This is a genomic window from Endozoicomonas sp. SESOKO4, from assembly GCF_024606275.1.
In genome coordinates, this window is the sequence record NZ_JAHHPS010000402.1 from 1 (window position 1) to 1,740 (window position 1,740).

3 protein-coding genes are annotated in these 1,740 nt (G+C 46.5%); 1 reads left to right on the top strand and 2 read right to left on the bottom strand.

The window, feature by feature from the left end:
• Positions 1–1,179: hypothetical protein (locus tag KDK16_RS07880; protein ID WP_257275466.1), on the bottom strand; the 1,179-nt coding region annotated here is incomplete at its 3' end.
• A gap of 104 nt (positions 1,180–1,283) precedes the next feature.
• Between KDK16_RS07880 and KDK16_RS07885 the strand changes: the two genes are divergently transcribed.
• A complete protein-coding gene (locus KDK16_RS07885) occupies positions 1,284–1,412 on the top strand; it encodes a hypothetical protein (protein WP_257275467.1) in 129 nt (42 codons plus the stop codon).
• 95 nt (positions 1,413–1,507) lie between these two features.
• Here KDK16_RS07885 and KDK16_RS07890 read toward each other — a convergent pair.
• Positions 1,508–1,740, bottom strand: a 233-nt coding sequence (locus KDK16_RS07890; RefSeq protein WP_257275470.1) for a hypothetical protein, incomplete at its 5' end; no start/stop codon positions are given.

Consider the following 1,740-nt stretch of genomic DNA (forward strand, 5'->3'; position numbering starts at 1 on the left):
TTCATAGTATGCAAGCGTCTTCAGTTGATGTTCGTTAAATTCAATATCGTGGTGTGCAGCCAGCTCCTCCAGCACTGCCATCTGCCTGCTCCGAATAACGTACCGGTAGTTTTGGATATCATAGCTTTTAAACCACTTTTTTACTGAATGAGCGGGCTTATCACTCTCATCTTTTTCCCAGAGTTTATGGAGTTTTTCTACAACAGCGATATTGTTCGGATACTGCTTCTGTCCACGAAAAACAATAACTTCCTCCAGCGCTTCTGTTACTTCCAACTTTGGATAGCCCGCAGGTGCAGTATAAACCTGTGTGTCATCCTCGACGTGTACAACATATCCGACGGGTTTGCTGTGTGCTAACAGTTCATTGAGAGCCTGTTGTTGTAAATCCTCTTCTAAAATATGAACCTGGATATAGGCGGAGGTGGCTGCCGCCAAGAGAGCCTCATCATTGACAAAGAGTGATTGACCCAGGCGCTGCAGTTCAGGGGGCTGATCGCCCGAAGCGATAAGACGCATAAAGGTGCGCCCTTTCACTGCAACTTTTTCAACTTCAATGGTGGCAAGGGGAACGTAGTGATCGCCAGGGCCGAGGTCGATGTCTCCTGCCATGAGATCGACAGTGTCGAGCAACTCAGCCAGCTTTAAAGGTTTGGCGATTTTCGTTAGTGGGTCTAACGACAGGCTGCCACCTGATTGTCGACGAACAAACTCAATTGAATCCTGAACGGTAATTTTGCCTCTGACTTCAATGACCAGTTCCTTTTCTCCAAGGTTATGGGTGAACCTGAAAACTCCTTCATCGCCCACTTTCAGGACTTTGGTGTATTTCTGAGCAACGCCATTTTCGTCTGTTTCAAACAGATCAACACTGGAAACGTCACTTGTAACTTCAGCAAGAATTTCTGTAAAACTCATAGCAGGAACGTAATAGCTTTCCCTGCGATCAGGCTTATCACGATAGGTGGTGGTAAAGGATTTAAGTATTGGCTGCTGGTCATGACCTAACGTTGGCCGAACCGTGATCCCTCTCTGGGTATACTCTTTACGTCCATTGTCCAGTATATCGACAGACTTTATGTGTAGCTTGCGATCGGCCAGTGCTTGTGTACCAATGAAGGAAGAGCTGATGGCAAAGGCCACTGCAAGGCTTAACGCATTGGGACGAGCATACGTCATTCTAGTACCTCAGGGCTGAGTACTTTTATCACCGTGACAAGTGAATGCCAAACCGGGCAGGGAAGGGTGCTTTCAATCGTTCAATTTAGCTGAGAGTTGTTCGTTTGCGTTGTTTTTTTCAGGGAAGGAATATCCATGCCACTCCGGACGAAGAAACGCTTGAGACGTTTACGCCCGAAGTCGATCCCGGTACCGTGTCCCATAGTTCGGGCAATACGGGACAGGTTGACTGAACCCATCTGGATGAGGCCAAAAATAACCAGCTCATATCAAGCTTTGTCTCGAAATCGTCTCCTACCGGGATGTATTCCTTTATATTGGTTTCTGATCAGAGTTCGTCTCGGGTATTCTCATTGTCACGCCAACCTTTATCAAGATTTGCCTGTGTTGGTTTCACGACTTCAGGTAGAAGACCTGACTGAGGAGCATTTCTCTTGTCATGAACAGGAACTTTCTTGTCAACGCTTTGTTGCCAGTCGTAAAAGACACCCAGAGTGTAGGAGTATGGAATACTTTCTGCGTGGGAGAATGACCATTTAGGCACATTTTCCTTGAAGTATT